The organism is Pseudomonas fluorescens, from assembly GCF_005938625.1.
In the GTDB taxonomy this organism is placed as follows: domain Bacteria; phylum Pseudomonadota; class Gammaproteobacteria; order Pseudomonadales; family Pseudomonadaceae; genus Aquipseudomonas; species Aquipseudomonas fluorescens_BD.
On the sequence record NZ_VCNJ01000042.1, the window covers coordinates 58,956 to 74,190 of the forward strand.

At 60.7% G+C, this 15,235-nt stretch carries 19 protein-coding genes; 13 read left to right on the forward strand and 6 right to left on the reverse strand.

The annotated features are described in order from the left end of the window. Positions 1-29 precede the first annotated feature (29 nt). Together FGA82_RS24010 and FGA82_RS24015 are read right to left on the reverse strand one after the other, a co-directional pair. On the reverse strand, positions 30-359 hold the full coding sequence (locus FGA82_RS24010; protein ID WP_141128997.1) for an EscU/YscU/HrcU family type III secretion system export apparatus switch protein: 330 nt from the start codon (positions 357-359) through the stop codon (positions 30-32). Beyond that, a complete protein-coding gene (locus FGA82_RS24015; protein ID WP_141128998.1) occupies positions 356-1,930 on the reverse strand; it encodes a flagellar hook-length control protein FliK in 1,575 nt (524 codons plus the stop codon). Before FGA82_RS24015 ends, FGA82_RS24010 begins: the two co-directional genes overlap by 4 nt. Before the next feature lie 197 nt (positions 1,931-2,127). On the opposite strand from FGA82_RS24015, the gene ccmA reads away from it, so the two are divergent. From ccmA to FGA82_RS24065, 10 genes are all read left to right on the forward strand, one after another. Beyond that, positions 2,128-2,763, forward strand: coding sequence for a cytochrome c biogenesis heme-transporting ATPase CcmA (gene ccmA, locus FGA82_RS24020; protein WP_141128999.1), 636 nt, complete (start codon positions 2,128-2,130; stop codon positions 2,761-2,763). Continuing rightward, the gene (gene ccmB / locus FGA82_RS24025) at positions 2,760-3,428 is read left to right on the forward strand and encodes a heme exporter protein CcmB (protein ID WP_008083427.1); all 669 of its coding nucleotides are present in this window, start codon (positions 2,760-2,762) and stop codon (positions 3,426-3,428) included. Before ccmA ends, ccmB begins: the two co-directional genes overlap by 4 nt. Positions 3,429-3,506: 78 nt before the next feature. Further along, a complete protein-coding gene (locus tag FGA82_RS24030; RefSeq protein ID WP_123465803.1) occupies positions 3,507-4,262 on the forward strand; it encodes a heme ABC transporter permease in 756 nt (251 codons plus the stop codon). Further along, positions 4,259-4,435 (forward strand): heme exporter protein CcmD, encoded by a 177-nt coding sequence (gene ccmD / locus FGA82_RS24035; RefSeq protein ID WP_003222944.1) that lies wholly within the window; start codon positions 4,259-4,261, stop codon positions 4,433-4,435. Before FGA82_RS24030 ends, ccmD begins: the two co-directional genes overlap by 4 nt. Continuing rightward, positions 4,432-4,887, forward strand: a complete 456-nt coding sequence (gene ccmE, locus FGA82_RS24040; RefSeq protein ID WP_141129000.1) for a cytochrome c maturation protein CcmE — start codon at positions 4,432-4,434, stop codon at positions 4,885-4,887. Before ccmD ends, ccmE begins: the two co-directional genes overlap by 4 nt. Before the next feature lie 3 nt (positions 4,888-4,890). Next, complete coding sequence (locus tag FGA82_RS24045; protein ID WP_141129001.1) at positions 4,891-6,879, forward strand: heme lyase CcmF/NrfE family subunit; 1,989 nt, start codon at positions 4,891-4,893, stop codon at positions 6,877-6,879. Then, positions 6,876-7,412 carry a DsbE family thiol:disulfide interchange protein gene (locus FGA82_RS24050; protein ID WP_007919961.1) on the forward strand — a complete coding sequence of 179 codons (537 nt, stop codon included), beginning with the start codon at positions 6,876-6,878 and terminating at the stop codon, positions 7,410-7,412. Before FGA82_RS24045 ends, FGA82_RS24050 begins: the two co-directional genes overlap by 4 nt. After that, positions 7,409-7,879: a cytochrome c-type biogenesis protein gene (locus FGA82_RS24055; RefSeq protein ID WP_141129002.1), complete on the forward strand. Its 471-nt coding sequence runs from the start codon at positions 7,409-7,411 to the stop codon at positions 7,877-7,879. The genes FGA82_RS24050 and FGA82_RS24055 overlap by 4 nt, the downstream gene beginning before the upstream one ends. Then, a complete protein-coding gene (gene ccmI, locus FGA82_RS24060; RefSeq protein ID WP_141129003.1) occupies positions 7,876-9,078 on the forward strand; it encodes a c-type cytochrome biogenesis protein CcmI in 1,203 nt (400 codons plus the stop codon). Before FGA82_RS24055 ends, ccmI begins: the two co-directional genes overlap by 4 nt. Positions 9,079-9,103: 25 nt before the next feature. Further along, positions 9,104-9,508 carry a hypothetical protein gene (locus tag FGA82_RS24065; protein WP_016987493.1) on the forward strand — a complete coding sequence of 135 codons (405 nt, stop codon included), beginning with the start codon at positions 9,104-9,106 and terminating at the stop codon, positions 9,506-9,508. Between the two features lie 98 nt (positions 9,509-9,606). Here the strand turns inward: FGA82_RS24065 and FGA82_RS24070 are convergent, their stop codons facing one another. The 3 genes from FGA82_RS24070 to FGA82_RS24080 form a co-directional block, all read right to left on the reverse strand. Continuing rightward, positions 9,607-10,488, reverse strand: a complete 882-nt coding sequence (locus tag FGA82_RS24070; RefSeq protein WP_141129004.1) for a LysR family transcriptional regulator — start codon at positions 10,486-10,488, stop codon at positions 9,607-9,609. 148 nt (positions 10,489-10,636) lie between these two features. Beyond that, a complete protein-coding gene (locus tag FGA82_RS24075; RefSeq protein WP_141129005.1) occupies positions 10,637-11,356 on the reverse strand; it encodes an SDR family oxidoreductase in 720 nt (239 codons plus the stop codon). Between the two features lie 25 nt (positions 11,357-11,381). Then, positions 11,382-12,038, reverse strand: coding sequence for a peroxiredoxin-like family protein (locus FGA82_RS24080; RefSeq protein WP_141129006.1), 657 nt, complete (start codon positions 12,036-12,038; stop codon positions 11,382-11,384). Between the two features lie 220 nt (positions 12,039-12,258). On the opposite strand from FGA82_RS24080, the gene FGA82_RS24085 reads away from it, so the two are divergent. Both FGA82_RS24085 and FGA82_RS24090 read left to right on the forward strand, forming a co-directional pair. Next, positions 12,259-12,471 (forward strand): type II toxin-antitoxin system HicA family toxin, encoded by a 213-nt coding sequence (locus FGA82_RS24085; RefSeq protein WP_008083466.1) that lies wholly within the window; start codon positions 12,259-12,261, stop codon positions 12,469-12,471. Beyond that, entirely contained in the window at positions 12,471-12,875 is a 405-nt protein-coding gene (locus FGA82_RS24090) for a type II toxin-antitoxin system HicB family antitoxin (protein WP_141129007.1), read from the forward strand. Before FGA82_RS24085 ends, FGA82_RS24090 begins: the two co-directional genes overlap by 1 nt. A gap of 69 nt (positions 12,876-12,944) precedes the next feature. Here FGA82_RS24090 and FGA82_RS24095 read toward each other — a convergent pair whose 3' ends face one another. Beyond that, positions 12,945-14,135, reverse strand: coding sequence for an MFS transporter (locus FGA82_RS24095; protein WP_141129008.1), 1,191 nt, complete (start codon positions 14,133-14,135; stop codon positions 12,945-12,947). Between the two features lie 243 nt (positions 14,136-14,378). On the opposite strand from FGA82_RS24095, the gene FGA82_RS24100 reads away from it, so the two are divergent. Then, positions 14,379-14,999, forward strand: coding sequence for a DUF5666 domain-containing protein (locus tag FGA82_RS24100; protein ID WP_141129009.1), 621 nt, complete (start codon positions 14,379-14,381; stop codon positions 14,997-14,999). Positions 15,000-15,235 lie beyond the last annotated feature (236 nt).

Sequence of the window (15,235 nt, forward strand, 5' to 3'; positions counted from 1 at the left end):
CGAAGGCTGCGATCTTTTGCTTTTAAGGCTTAGTAATCATCGCCGCGCAGGGTCACATCTTTCTCGACCATCGGCGCATTCGGGTCCTGCCCTTCGGGGAATTTGCCCTTCAGATTCCACGCAAACGCGATGATCTCGGCGATCGTGCGGTAGAGCTCTTCAGGAATGCTGTCGCCCAGTTCCATCCGCGCCAACAAGCGCACCAATTCGGCATTTTCATAGATCGGCACCTCGCAATCGCGAGCGATGCGCAGGATTTCTTCGGCCAGTTCGTCATCACCTTTGGCGGTGAGGGTCGGGGCGTGGTTGCCGTCGTATTTGAGGGCGATGGCCTGGCGTGGGGCAGTGGAATCGTTCATGCGGTTTCGTCGACCCAGCGGTGTTCGAGGCGGGTTTGGTTGCCTTGCGGCGGCGTGCCGAGGTGGCAGTCGATGTCGCCAACGTTGAGCCCGCGATCAAGCAGGCGCTGGCGCAGGGCGAACAGGTTGTTTTCGATCAGGTCGGCGGTGTACGGCCGTTCGGCCCACAGTTGGCTGGACAGGCTGCCGGCGATCAACTGCGCCTGAATCTGCATCGGCCCGAGCGGTTCCATGTCGAATGCCAGATCGACGCGCCACAGTTGCTGTTTGGGCTCGCGCTCGTCGCGACGTTCATTCGGTTGCGGCTCTCGCTCCGGCGCTTCTTCACGCTGGAACTTGACCTGCAGCGGCACGATGTCCTGCAGGTTGCGCATGGGGATTTCCAGTTGCCAGGTGCTGAGCAGGCGCCCGTCGTCGGTGACGCCGGTTTGTTCCAAACTCGACAGTTGGTGGCTTTGCAGGCGCGAAACAGCGGCGGCAGCGAGGCGCAGCAATTGCTCCAGATCGCCTTCGCCGTCCAGGCTTTGCAGCAGGCGGTCGGGCAGCGGGAAGCTGCTCGGCACCGGTTTCGCGCTGACCTGGCCGAGCATGCCGAGGGCGTTGCGCACGAAGCTCGGCAGCGCTTGCGCCAGGGTGTTGGCGGCGATGATCGCGTTGAAACTGGTGCTGCTCGGCAGGCCCGGAGTCAGTTGTGCGATCAGCTTGAGCAGATCGGCTTTCATGTCAGCGGCCAGCGTCGGGGTTTGTCCGGTCAGCAGTTTGGCTTCGAGGAACACGCCGCTGTTGGCCAGCGCCAGTGCCACGCCTTTGGCGGTACTCAGTTGCTGCACGTCCGGCAGGCTGGCGAGCAGTTTGTCGACCACTGCGCGCAAATCCTGCGATGTCTGATCAGTATCGTTCGGCAGATTTTGCAATGCGTTCAACAAGCCTGTCAGTGAAGCCTGACGACTTTGTTGACCGACCAGTTGCTGACTGACGGCCAGTTGCTCCTGACGACTGCTCATCGGCAGGAACTTGAGGGTTTGTGAATCTTCCACCAACGCTGAAAGCAAAGTGCCAATGCGCAGCGGCTGCGGGCTTTCGATGGTCAGAGTGCTGCCGCTCTGCGCAGTATTGAGTAGCGTGACCAGCGAGCGGAACACCGCGGCTTGCCCCGGCGTCTGCGGCAGCGCCTGCGAGGTCAGCACTTTGCCTTGCAACAGCGTACCGACCGGCAATTGCGCGGTGTCGATGCGGGTGAGGGCGGCGACGCTGCTGGCAATGGCTTGCTGCACGGTAATCGCCAGATTGCCCGCCGAGGGCTGAGTGATCGCCAGACTGGTGCCTTGGGGCAACGGCAGATTGCTGGTCGCTTGCACGGTGGTCTGGCGGCCACCGTCGACGGTGACCTTGAGCAATAACTGAAAGGTCTGATCCGCCTGCTTGAGCGACAACACCTCGGCCTTGGCGCTTTGCCCGGCGGCAATCAGGCCTTCGACCGGGGTCAGCAGCTTGAGCAGCTCACCGACCTGCGGGCGAACGGTCGCCGGGGTAGTGGGCGGGAGCGGGAGGATGTTCATTTCGCCTGTCATACGCGGACACAACCTGAGGAAAATGCACTCTTGAGAGTAAGGCACGACATGTATAATGCCGCCCGTCTTGCGCTTCGAATAAAAAACATAGCAATTGTTTGACCCAGCTCTCTAGATCGAGCCGTCAATGCATCTATGCTGCATCTCTTTAACGGCCGCGCCAGAGCCGACTTGAACCGTATAAGGCCCGTGATCCCTTGACCAGTCCTGTCCTGCAAACCGTTGCCCTCGCGTGTGAACGTGATCTGCGGCTGCTCTTCGAAAATCTCGAATTGAGACTCGCCAGTGGCGATATGGTGCAGATCAGCGGTCCCAACGGCAGCGGTAAAACCAGCCTGCTACGCCTGCTGTCCGGGCTGATGCAGCCGACCGCCGGGCAAGTCCTGCTCAATGGTCAGCCGCTGACCGAACAACGCGGTGAACTCGCACGCAACCTGCTGTGGATCGGCCACGCCGCCGGAATCAAGGATCTGCTGACCCCGGAAGAGAATCTGTCGTGGCTCTGTGCCCTGCATCATCCCGCCGAACGCGAGGCCATCTGGCAAGCGCTGGCAGCAGTAGGATTGCGCGGTTTCGAAGATGTTCCCTGCCATAGCCTGTCCGCCGGTCAGCAACGCCGCGTGGCGCTGGCGCGTTTGTATCTGGACAGCCCGCCGCTGTGGATTCTCGATGAGCCGTTCACGGCCCTCGATAAACAAGGCGTGGCGCAACTTGAAGAACATTTGGCCGGGCACTGCGAACGCGGTGGTCTGGTGGTGTTGACCACGCACCACTCGCTGAGCCGGATGCCGGCCGGTTATCGTGATATCGATCTGGGGAACTGGGCAGTATGAGTGTGTTCGGCCTGCTGGTTGCCCGTGAATCCCGACTGCTGTTTCGCCGCCCGGCGGAGCTGGCCAATCCGCTGATTTTCTTCGCCATCGTCATCGCTTTGTTCCCGCTGGCCGTCGGCCCGGAAACTCAAGTGTTGCAAAACCTGTCCCCCGGGTTAGTCTGGGTGGCGGCGCTTTTGTCGGTCCTGCTCTCGCTGGACGGGCTTTTCCGTAGTGATTTCGAAGACGGGTCCTTGGAACAGTGGGTCCTTTCGTCGCACCCGCTGCCACTTCTGGTCTTGGCCAAGGTGCTGGCACACTGGCTTTTCTCCGGCCTGGCACTGGTTCTGCTGTCACCGTTGCTGGCGTTGATGCTCGGTTTGCCCGCCGCCTGCCTGCCGGTTTTGCTGTTTTCGTTGCTGCTGGGAACACCGGTGCTGAGCTTGCTCGGCGCGGTGGGCGCGGCACTGACGGTCGGTTTGAAACGTGGTGGCCTGTTGCTGGCGCTGCTGATTCTGCCGTTGTACATCCCGGTGTTGATCCTTGGCAGTGGCGCCTTGCAGGCTGCCCTGCAAGGCATGCCGGCGACCGGGTATCTGCTGTGGCTTGGTAGCCTGACCGCCCTGGCGATCACCCTGACACCTTTTGCAATAGCGGCTGGCCTGAAGATCAGCGTCGGCGAATAATGAGGTCTGGTTAAAATTTAACCAGCAAAGACCCTGAGACTGCTCACACCGATGAGCGGCATCCGTGATGGAAACAGTATGAACTGGACCTGGTTTCACAAGCTCGGCTCGCCCAAGTGGTTCTACGGCATCAGCAGCAAGTTTTTGCCGTGGTTGAGCATTGCAGCGTTGCTGCTGATTGGCGTCGGTGTCGTTTGGGGCCTGGCCTTCGCGCCGCCGGACTATCAGCAAGGCAACAGCTTTCGCATCATCTATATCCACGTACCCGCCGCGATGCTCGCTCAGTCGATCTACGTGATGCTGGCGGTGTGTGGTGTGGTCGGGCTGGTGTGGAAGATGAAACTGGCCGACGTCGCCCTGCAATGCGCCGCTCCGATCGGCGCGTGGATGACCGCTGTAGCGCTGGTCACCGGGGCGATCTGGGGCAAGCCGACCTGGGGCTCGTGGTGGGTCTGGGATGCGCGCCTGACCTCGATGCTGATTCTGCTGTTTCTGTATTTCGGCGTGATCGCGCTGGGCAATGCCATCAGCAATCGCGACAGCGCCGCCAAGGCCTGCGCCGTGCTGGCCATCGTCGGTGTGATCAACATCCCGATCATCAAATACTCGGTGGAGTGGTGGAACACTCTCCATCAGGGCGCGACGTTTACCCTCACTGAAAAACCGGCGATGCCGGCGGAAATGTGGCTGCCACTGTTGCTGACCGTGTTGGGCTTCTACTGTTTCTTCGGTGCAGTGCTGTTGCTGCGCATGCGTCTTGAAGTGCTCAAGCGCGAAGCCCGCGCCAGTTGGGTGAAAGAAGAAGTGCAGAACAGTCTGGAGGCCGCTCGATGAGTTTTGCTTCATTCGGCGACTTTCTCGCCATGGGCCATCATGGCCTGTATGTCTGGTCGGCCTACGGCATCTGTCTGGCGGTGCTGATCCTCAACGTGGTGGCGCCGATCGCGGCCCGCAAGCGCTATCTGCAACAAGAGGCGCGTCGTCTGCGCCGGGAGAACGGCAAGTGAATCCGCTGCGCAAGAAACGTCTGATCATCATTCTGGCCATTCTGGTCGGGGTCGGCGCTGCCGTCGGCCTGGCCCTCAGCGCCCTGCAGCAGAACATCAATCTGTTCTATACCCCGACCCAGATCGCCAATGGCGAAGCCCCGCAAGACACGCGCATCCGCGCCGGGGGCATGGTCGAGAAGGGCTCGCTGCAACGTTCGCCGGATTCCCTCGACGTCAAATTCGTCGTCACCGATTTCAACAAGTCCGTGACCATCGCCTATCGCGGCATCCTCCCGGATCTGTTCCGCGAAGGGCAGGGCATCGTCGCCCTCGGCAAGCTCAATGCCGACGGCGTGGTGGTGGCCGATGAAGTGCTGGCCAAGCACGACGAGAAGTACATGCCGCCGGAAGTGACCAAAGCCTTGAAAGACAGCGGTCAATCCGCACCAATACCTGCGAAGGAGGGTTGATCGATGACGTCGACGATTTTTATTCCTGAGTTGGGTCATCTGGCGATGATTCTGGCGCTGTGTTTTGCGCTGGTGCAGGCCGTGGTGCCATTGGTGGGTGCCTGGCGCGGCGACCGTTTCTGGATGAGTCTGGCCCAGCCGGCCGCGTGGGGGCAGTTTGCGTTTTTGCTGTTTGCGTTCGGCATTCTGACCTACGCGTTCATGACCGATGACTTCTCCGTCGCCTATGTCGCAAACAACTCCAATACCGCGTTGCCGTGGTATTACAAATTCAGCGCGGTGTGGGGCGCCCACGAAGGTTCGTTGCTGTTGTGGGCGTTGATCCTCGGTGGCTGGACCTTTGCCGTGTCGGTGTTCTCCCGGCAGTTGCCGCAAGTCATGCTCGCTCGTGTACTGGCGGTGATGGGCATGATCAGCACCGGTTTCCTGCTGTTCCTGATCCTCACCTCCAACCCGTTCAAACGCATCCTGCCGCAAATGCCGAGCAATGGCGCTGACTTGAATCCACTGTTGCAAGACATCGGCCTGATCGTTCACCCACCAATGTTGTACATGGGTTACGTCGGCTTTTCGGTGGCGTTCGCCTTCGCCATTGCCGCGTTGATGGGCGGTCGCCTTGATGCCGCGTGGGCACGCTGGTCACGCCCGTGGACCATCGTCGCCTGGGCGTTCCTCGGCATCGGCATCACACTCGGTTCGTGGTGGGCGTACTACGAACTCGGCTGGGGCGGCTGGTGGTTCTGGGACCCGGTGGAAAACGCCTCGTTCATGCCATGGCTGGTCGGCACCGCGCTGATTCACTCGCTGGCGGTCACGGAAAAACGTGGCGTGTTCAAGAGCTGGACGGTGTTGCTGGCGATTGCCGCGTTCTCGCTGAGCCTGCTCGGTACGTTCCTGGTGCGCTCCGGCGTGCTGACCTCGGTGCACGCGTTTGCCTCCGATCCGGAGCGTGGCGTGTTCATTCTGATCTTCCTGCTGTTTGTGGTCGGCGGCTCGCTGACGTTGTTCGCCCTGCGCGCACCTGTGGTCAAGAGTCAGGTCGGTTTCAACCTGTGGTCGCGGGAAACTCTGCTGCTGGGCAACAACCTGGTATTGGTGGTGGCCGCGTCGATGATTCTGCTCGGCACGCTGTATCCGCTGATTCTCGACGCCCTCAGCGGCGCGAAAATGTCGGTCGGCCCGCCGTACTTCAATGCACTGTTCATTCCGTTGATGGCGTTGCTGATGCTGGTCATGGCGGTCGGCGTGATCGTGCGCTGGAAGGACACCCCGGTGAAATGGCTGGCCGGCATGCTCACGCCAGTGCTGCTCGGCAGCGTCGCGCTGGCCGTGGTTGCCGGTATCGCTTACGGCGATTTCAATTGGGCAGTGATCGCGACTTTCCTGCTCGCTGCATGGGTGTTGCTCGCCGGTGCGCGCGACATCGTCGACAAGACCCGCCACAAAGGCCTGATCAAAGGCCTGCCAACCCTGACCCGTAGTTATTGGGGCATGCAGATCGCTCACCTCGGCATCGCCGTGTGCGCGCTGGGCGTGGTGTTGTCGAGCCAGAACAGTGCCGAACGCGATCTGCGTCTGGCGCCGGGCGAGTCGATGGACCTGGCCGGTTATCACTTCATCTTCGAAGGCGCCAAGCACTTCGAAGGGCCGAACTTCACGTCGGACAAAGGCACGATTCGGGTCATTCGCGACGGCAAGGAAATCAGCGTGCTGCACCCGGAAAAACGTTTGTACACCGTGCAAAGTTCAATGATGACCGAAGCCGGCATCGACGCCGGTTTCACCCGTGACCTTTACGTCGCCCTCGGCGAACCGCTGGAAAATGGCGCCTGGGCCGTGCGCGTGCACGTCAAACCGTTCGTGCGCTGGATCTGGTTCGGCGGTTTGCTCACCGGTTTCGGTGGCTTGCTGGCAGCGCTGGATCGACGTTATCGGGTCAAGGTGAAAGCCAAGGTGCGTGAAGCGCTGGGCATGACGGGAGCGGCTGCATGAGACGTTGGTTGATGCTGGTGCCATTGGCGATTTTTCTGCTGGTGGCGGTGTTTCTTTATCGCGGTCTGTACCTCGATCCGGCGGAACTGCCGTCGGCGATGATCAACAAGCCGTTCCCGGAATTTTCCCTGCCCAACGTGCAGGGCGACAAGAGCCTGACCAAGGCTGACATTCTCGGCAAACCGGCGCTGGTCAACGTCTGGGGCACCTGGTGCATTTCCTGCCGGGTCGAGCATCCGGTGCTGAACAAACTCGCCGAGCGCGGTGTGGTGATCTACGGCATCAACTACAAGGACACCAACGCCGACGCCTTGAAGTGGCTGGCCGAATTCCACAATCCGTATGCGCTGGACATCCGTGACGACGAAGGCTCGCTGGGCTTGAACCTCGGTGTTTACGGCGCGCCGGAAACCTTTTTCATCGACGCCAAGGGCATCATCCGCGACAAGTACGTCGGCGTGATCGATGAGCAGGTCTGGCGCGAAAAACTCGCGGCCAAGTATCAGGCGCTGGTCGATGAGGCCAAGCCATGAAGCGTTTTTTGGCTGCTGTGATTCTGGGCTTGAGTCTGGTCGGCGTGGCCCATGCTGCCATCGACACTTACGAGTTCGCCAAAGAAGGCGATCGCGAGCGCTTCCGCGAGTTGACCAAGGAACTGCGCTGCCCCAAGTGCCAGAACCAGGACATCGCCGACTCCAACGCACCGATTGCCGCTGACCTGCGCAAAGAGATTTTCCGCATGCTCGGCGAGGGCAAGGACAACCAGCAGATCATCGATTTCATGGTCGATCGCTACGGTGATTTCGTCCGCTACAAACCGGCGCTCAATGCCAAGACCGCACTGCTGTGGTTCGGCCCGGCCGGGCTGCTGCTCGGTGGTTTGGTGGTGATCGCGGTGATCGTCCGCCGTCGTCGCGGGCAACGCGCCGAGACCCCGCAAGCGCTGTCCAGCGAAGAGCGTCAGCGCCTCGACCAACTGTTGGATAAAAACCAAGAATGATTGATTTCTGGCTTGCCGCAGGGCTGTTGCTTCTGGTCGCCCTGAGTTTTCTGCTGATCCCGGTGCTGCGTGAGCGTCGCGCCCAGCGTGAAGAGGATCGTACTGCCCTGAACGTCGCGTTGTATCAGGAGCGTGTCGCCGAGTTGCAAGCGCAACAGGCGGAAGGCGTGCTCGACGCTGCGCAAATGGACAGCGGTCGTGCCGAGGCTGCACGTGAGTTGCTGGCCGATACCGAAGGTGTTGCCGCACCGCGCGTGTCGAAACTGGGTAAACCATTGCCGCTGCTGGCAGCAGTCTTGGTGCCGGTGTTGGGCCTGGGCCTGTATATGCACTTCGGTGCTGCCGACAAGGTCGAACTGACCCGCGAATTCGCCCAGGCGCCGCAGTCGATGGAAGAGATGACCCAGCGTCTGGAACGTGCCGTCGCGGCCCAACCGGATTCTGCGGAAGGCCTGTATTTCCTCGGCCGTACCTACATGGCGCAAGAGCGCCCGGCGGACGCGGCGAAGATGTTCGAACGCGCGGCCAACCTTGCCGGTCGCCAGCCGGAACTGCTCGGTCAGTGGGCACAGGCGCAGTACTTTGCTGACGGCAAGAAATGGTCGGCAAAGATTCAGGCCCTGACCGACGAAGCGCTGAAGGCTGATCCGAAAGAAGTCACCAGCCTCGGTCTGCTTGGCATCGCTGCGTTTGAAGGCGAGCGTTATCAGGAAGCCATCGACTACTGGAATCGCTTGCTGGCGCAATTGCCGCCTGAGGATAGCTCCCGCGCCGCGCTGCAAGGCGGGATCAAACGCGCCGCCGAACGTCTGGAAGCCAGCGGCGGCAAGGTCGCTCAGGCACCTCCAGCCGCGAAAGCCGCACTGTTGAAAGTCAGCGTCGATCTCTCCAGCGAACTCAGAAGCAAAGTGCAACCGGGCGACAGCGTGTTCATCTTCGCCCGCGCCACCTCCGGCCCACCGGCACCGCTGGCGGCCAAACGCCTGACCGTGGCCGACCTGCCAGTCACCGTCGAACTGGGCGATGCCGACGCCATGATGCCGCAGTTGAAACTGTCGAACTTCCCTGAAGTCCAACTGGTTGCGCGCATCTCCCGCGCCGGCCAACCGACTGCCGGCGAGTGGGTCGGTCGCAGCGGCCCTCTGGCCAGCAGCACCACTGCGCTACAAAAACTGACCATCGACAGCCCGGACAAATAGCCGGACACAACAGGAAAGCACCGCCATGCACACCATCGCCCGAATCACAGTCCTCACACTGGCCCTGGGCTTGAGTGCATGTGCGGTGCAACGCCCGGAACCGACCACCAACCTGCCGCCGATTCCGCCGTCGCAACCAAGTCCGACCCCATCGACCTCGCCGACCCCAGGCAAAAGCATCCCGGCAAAACCGGCCAAACCGGTTCCGCGCACCTCTGCCAGCTTCGCCCCGCCACCGGGCGGCAACAGCCACTGGGATCAGAAACTCGGCGTCTACGTCCTCGACGACCAGACCAACACCTTCTACCGCCAACGCACCTACTACCGCTGGAACAACGGCTGGAGCCGCTCCGTCAGCCCCAACGGCCCGTGGGAAGACACCAACATCCACGGCGTGCCACCGGGGTTGGGCAAGCAGTTCGGGCAGTAAAGAAAAACGGCGATCTCTGGATCGCCGTTTTTTTTAGAGGCTTAGCACTTGCCGTACTGTAGGAGCTGGCGAAGCCTGCGATCTTTTGATCTTGCTGTTCAACTGGCCAACACCCCCTGAACATACTCAACAAACGCCCGCGCCTTGGCACTCGCCATCCTCCCCGTCGGAAACACCGCCCATAAATCCAGATCAGGCAATGTCCAGTCGTGCATGACGGTTTTTACTGCGCCACTGGCCAGTTCCGGGGCGAACATCCATTCGGAGGCGAGGGTCAGGCCCTGATCGGCCAGTACGGCTTCGCGTACGCCCTCGGCCGCGCTGACGCGCAAACGTCCGCTGAGGATCACCGATTGTTTTTCAGAGCCTTTGGCAAACTCCCAGGTGGTGCCGCCGCCGAGGTTGTAGACGACCGCCTGATGTTTGCTCAATTCGGCGGGGCAGCTTGGCTCGCCGTGTTTGGCAAAGTAGGCCGGTGTGCCGAGGACCACACGGCGGCAATCGGCGATCTTGCGAGCGGTCAGGCCCGAATCGGTGAGTGCACCCATGCGCAGGGCCACGTCGATGCCTTCTTCGACCAGGTTGATGTTGCGATCGTCGAGCATCAAGTCGATGTTCAGTTGTGGATGCTGATCGAGGAACGGCCCCAGTTGCGGGACGATGTGCAATCGGCCGAAAGTCACGGCGGCGCTGATGCGCAAGTTGCCGCTCAGACCGCCGGCTGTACCTCGCGCAGCGTTGTCGGCCTCGTCGGCTTCTTCGAGGGCGCGTTTGGCCCGTTCGAAAAAGGCCAGTCCGGCTTCGGTCGGGGTCAGGCCTCGGGTCGAGCGCAGGAGCAGGCTGACCGCCAGGCGTTTTTCCAGATGAGCGATGGTTTTCGATACGGCGGGCTGGCCGATGTTCAGGCGCCGGGCGGCGGCGGAAAACGAGCCGGTTTCGACGACGCAGACGAAGGTTTCCATGGCGGCGAGGCGGTCCATCTGCGTTCCTTACTAAAATCTCGAAGTCATCTTGGAACCCCTGCAGGAGTGAGCCTGCTCGCGATAGCGGTGTGTCAGTCAAATCAATGTCGGCTGGACGAACGCTATCGCGAGCAGGCTCACTCCTACAGGGGATTTTTGTTGTTGATTAGATTGCGGCCTTACCGACTGATGCGCCGCCATCGACGAACAAGGTTTGTCCGGTGATAAAGCCACTTTGCTCCGAAAGCAAAAACGCAATCGCCGAGGCAATCTCCTCCGGTTGCCCCAGGCGTCCCATCGGCACCCCGGCCAGATAGCGCGCTTCACCCTCGCTGCCCGGCGGATTGTTGGCGCGGAACAACTCCGTCTCGGTCGGCCCCGGTGCCACCGCGTTCACGGTGATCCCGGTCTGCGCCAGCTCCAGTGCCCACGAGCGGGTGAAACTGACCAGCGCCGCTTTCGCCGCTGCATACGCCGTGCGCTGGGTGATGCCCAATACCGTCAGGCTGGAGATATTCACCACCCGACCCCAACCGCGCGTGCGCATCCCCGGCAGCAGCGCCTGAGTCGCCTGCAACGCGGAATGCAGATTCAGCCGCATCACCTCGTCGAAGGCCTCCAGATCGATATCACCCAACGCCTGCGGTCGCACCAGCCCGACATTGTTCACCAGCCCGTCGAACTCATACGTGCGCGCCAGTTCCGCTAGCACCTCACCGGTCAGCTTGCGATCGCTCAGGTCCAGCGGAAACAGAATCCCCGGAAAGCTCAAATCCGGCTGACGAGCAATCCCCACTACGCGATGCCCGGCGCGGTCGAGATGTTCGGCCAGCGCCCGGCCAATGCCTTTGCTGGCGCCGGTGATGAGGAAGGTACGTCGGGTCATGGCAACTCCAGGGCATTCAATCGGATCAGCCACGCAATGCATCCAGCATCGCTTCAGGCTCGGGACGCTGAGTGTAATCCGGGTTGACCTCGGCGTAACGAATCACGCCATCCTGACCGATCACATAACGCGCCGGCAGCGGCAAGGTCCAGGCCGGATCATCGTTGAAAGTCGGCAGGTCATTGCGCAGATTCTTGTACAGGTCGATCAGGTAGGGCGGCAATTCGAAGCGCAACCCGAAGGCTGCCGCGACATCATTGCGCGGGTCGCTGAGGATCGGGAATTGCAGTTCATTGATGCGTTGCGACTTGCGGCTGTTGGCGGCGATCTGCGGGGAGATCGCCAGCAGGCTTGCCCCGACGTCCTGAATCGCCGGCAGAAAAGCCTGTAATGCCTGCAACTCCATGTTGCAGTACGGGCACCAGACGCCACGGTAAAACGTCAGCAGCAAAGGCCCTTGTGCCAGCCGATCAGCGGACGAGACCGGATGCCCCTCGGGATCTTTGAGGGTGAACAGCGGCGCCGTATCGCCGACCTTCAACGTACGGCTGGCGGCGCCGGAGGCGATCAGTTCGGCGGTGGCGCGTTCCATCACCGAATGGATGTCGGCCGGGGCGTTGTAAGGCGGTTTGCCGGCCTTGAAGTCGGCTTTGAAGGCATCGAGTTGTGCTTGCAGAGTCATGGTCGAAAGTCCTGAAGAAGCGCCGATAGTGGCTGGATTCAAGAGTGACTGTCAGGCAGGCGCAGGGGAACGCAGGTGCGGGGCATAGCATTTATGCTTAGTGAGAATGAATGAAAACTCACACTCTGCAAAACAACCGGACGTCGCTTTGCGGTTTTCTGTGCTTGAGCAAAGATAACTCTAGGGTTACTTTTAAGAGGCCAAGCCAAGGAGGCGATTGGTGCAAAGCAGGCAATTGATCAAGGAGCTGGAGGAGGCCGGGTGGGTGCTGGATCGGATCACCGGCAGTCATCACATCTTCACTCACCGATACAACCCGTACACGATTCCCGTCCCTCACCCGAAAAAGGATTTGCCACTGGGGACGGTCAAAAGCATCAGGAGGCGTGCCGGGTTGCACAACCCGCCAGCCAGTTACCAAGGAGATCCATAATGCAATATCCAATCTGCATTGAATGGGGCGACGAAAATACCGCCATCGGTATTCAGATACCCGATATTCCCGGCGCCGTTACGGCGGGGGATTCGTTTGAGGATGCTTACAACGCGGCGGTAGAGATCGCGCACATCCTGCTGCAGGACATTGCCGCGGACGGCCAATCGATTCCGCTGCCAACCTCTGCGGGTGCGCATCGCAACAATCCGGAATACGCCGACATGGGCTGGGGCATGCTGGAGCTGGATATCTCGCCCTATCTCGGCAAGACCGAGAAGGTCAACGTGACGCTTCCCGGTTACGTGATCCAGCGAATCGATCGATATGTGCGCGAACACAACGTCAAAAGCCGCTCCTCCTTTCTGGCGGATGCGGCGATGGAGAAACTGGTTCGATATTGAATGGCGTCGCTCCCACGGGCGTAGTGAATAACCTGTGGGAGCGAGCCTGCTCGCGAAGCTTTTGCCGTCTCACGCCGTCGCCAATGAACCACGCTGCGAAACACTCAAAAACCGCAACAACGCCAACAGCGGAAACGCACTCCCCACAATCACGATCCACAACCAGCCACCATGCTCATATACCGCACTGGCCACCGACGAGCCGAAGGCGCCGCCGATGAAAATGCTGGTCATGTACAGCGCGTTCAAACGGCCACGGCTTTTTGCGTCCAGCGAGTACACCGCGCGCTGGCCGAGGACCATGTTCATCTGCACGCAGAAGTCGAGCACCACGCCGGTTACGGCCAGGCCGATGACGCTGTAGGCCGGATGAATGAACGCCGGCAGGAAGCTCAGGCTGGCAAATATCATCGCCAGCAGCGAAGCGATGCGGGTGTGGCCGGCGTCGGCCAGGCGTCCGCTGATCGGCGCGGCGATGGCTCCGATGGCGCCGACCAGGGCGAAGATCGCGATCTCGCTTTGCGACAAACCATGGTTACGCGCCAGTTCCAGCGGCACAGCGGTCCAGAATAGGCTGAACGTGGCGAACATGCAGCCCTGGTAAAACGCCCGTTGACGCAGTACCGGTTGTTGGCGCAACAGCGTCCACAACGAGCCGATCAATTGGCCATAGGTAGCGCTGTGATCCGGTTGGCGCTTGGGCACGGTCAGCGCCAATACCACGCTGATCGCTGCCATCAATGCGGCGGCAATCATGAACATCGCGCGCCAGCCCAAATGGTCGGCCACCACGCTCGACACCGGCCTTGCTAGCAGGATACCCAGCAACAAGCCGCCCATGATCCCGCCGACCACCCGGCCACGGGATTCTTCCGGCGCCAGATGCGCCGCCAATGGAATCAGAATTTGCACCGACACCGAACTGAAACCCACCAGCAACGAGATCAGCAGAAACACATTGGGCTGATCGGTAAATGCCGCTGCCAGCAAGCTGGCAATCGCCACCACGGTGGTGATGATCATCAACCGGCGGTTTTCCAGCAGATCGCCCAGCGGCACCAGGAAGAACAGGCCCAGCGCATAACCGATCTGCGTTAGCGAGACGATGAAGCTGGCCATGGTGTCGCTCAGGCCGATATCGGGTGCGATCAGGCCGATGATCGGTTGCGCGTAGTAGATATTGGCAACGATGGCGCCGCAGCAGAAGGCGAACAGCAGCACCATGCCTCGGGTCATTGCGTGAGTGGTGGTGGTGGTCATAAGGTTTCTCGATCCAGCGAAAGGGAATGCGGTGAGGCTAAGGATTAATCCGCAAAGGCAGAAGACGCCATCGGTTGATATCAGTTATTCCGTTGCGGAATGAACGGGTGCTAGCGGCGTGTCATCCATCGGCGGACCTTGCGTCCGACCGTTGCGGGTCGATGATACATTCACTTACATCCTGTTCGATAGCGTGCTTATGTTCGCATTGGCTTGTTCAACATTCATGACCGGAGGATTGCAATGGTTCGTCAGACGCTTCGCCACACAGCAACGATTGTCCTGATCGGCCTGCTCGGCGCGATGAGTGCACAGGCCGCCGACGCACCGGGGATGCGCATTGGCGTGCGCGGCGAGATCACCGGGGTCAGTCCCGACAGCTTGAAAGTCCACGTCAACAGTGGTGAGAACGTGGTGATCCAGTTAACTGGCGACACCAAGGTTCGCGCCGTCACTCTGGCCAATATCGAAGACATCAAACCCGGCAGCTACATTGGTTCGGCGGCCATGCCCCAGGAAGATGGCACGCTCAAGGCGCTGGAAGTGCATGTGTTTCCGCCGGAATTGGCCGGAAGTGGCGATGGTCATCGGCCGTTCGATTTGGCCAAGGGCAGCAGCATGACCAATGGCAGCGTCGGCGATCTGGTGGTGAGCAATGGGCGGGTGCTGACGGTGAATTACAAGGGCGGACAGCAAAAGATACTGGTGCCGGAGGATGTGCCGATCGTCAATTTGACGCCGGGCGATAGAAGCTTGCTGAAGATCGGGGTAAAGATCGTTACCTTCGTCACGCAAAGCGCGGATGGTACGCTGACGGCGCAGTCTATTTCTGCGGGGAAGGATGGGGTGACGCCGCCGATGTAGAAGCCCCTCACCCTAGCCCTCTCCCAGAGGGAGAGGGGACTGACCGAGGTGTCTGGCGTTATACATCGACCTGAAAGACTTGCAGCGATTATGGATTCACAGCAGCATTTTCAGGTCGGCGAATCTTTTGAGCATCCCACGGTCGGCCCCCTCTCCCTCTGGGAGAGGGCTGGGGTGAGGGTAAAGCGGCCACAAAAAAAGGCGACCTTAGCGGGTAATGCCAGTCAGTTAAGCTG